The sequence below is a fragment of the Microbacterium sp. K24 genome (genome assembly GCF_004794465.1).
GTDB lineage: Bacteria > Actinomycetota > Actinomycetes > Actinomycetales > Microbacteriaceae > Microbacterium.
In genome coordinates this window covers 1-603 of sequence record NZ_SSDJ01000065.1, presented here as the reverse complement: position 1 = coordinate 603, position 603 = coordinate 1, and the positions used below count along the sequence as shown (strand labels likewise).

Genomic DNA, 603 nt, shown 5'->3' with positions numbered 1-603 from the left:
GTAGGCGCTGCCGATCACGGGATCCGCGAGCGCGGTGTCCTTGTCCATGCCGTCGCGTTCGAAGATCGTGCACGACCGCTTCTCGCGGCGTTCCTCATCCTTCGGCTGCACCCCATCCGGGTCCAACCACGCCTCCGCCCGGGCGATCAACTTGCGGACATCATCCAACCCCAGCCCGGCACACCTCTCCGCGAGTATCTCTTCCGCCAGGCCGATCCGCCCCACCCCAGCCACCACCCGGCACCGATCCAACAGGGCGATGATCAACCCGGCCGCGGCGACACTCAAGGAACCTGACGCGAGCGCCTCCCGCAACAACTCGTACCGGGCCGGGAGCCTCGCCCCCATCAGATCCGTCCGGGCGGCGGTCGCCTCCCCGACCTTCACCAGGCGGGACGCATCCCCCGCGGAGATCCCGCCCGTCGCCGCCAACAACTTCCCCGCGGTCCGGTACCCGTACTCCTTCGCCAGTCCCGCAGAACCCAGCTCCGTCCGGGACTCATGAGCGATCCGCGCCGCCGCATCCGCGTGCGTCGCGTCCAACCGACGCCGCACCACACCGATCGCGTCATTCACCGCGATCAACTGCTCCCGCGACAACCC

At 69.3% G+C, this 603-nt stretch carries 1 protein-coding gene; it reads right to left on the bottom strand.

The features are described from left to right. The coding region (locus tag DW306_RS04490; protein ID WP_136054450.1) for a DUF222 domain-containing protein at positions 1 to 603 on the bottom strand (603 nt) is incomplete at both ends.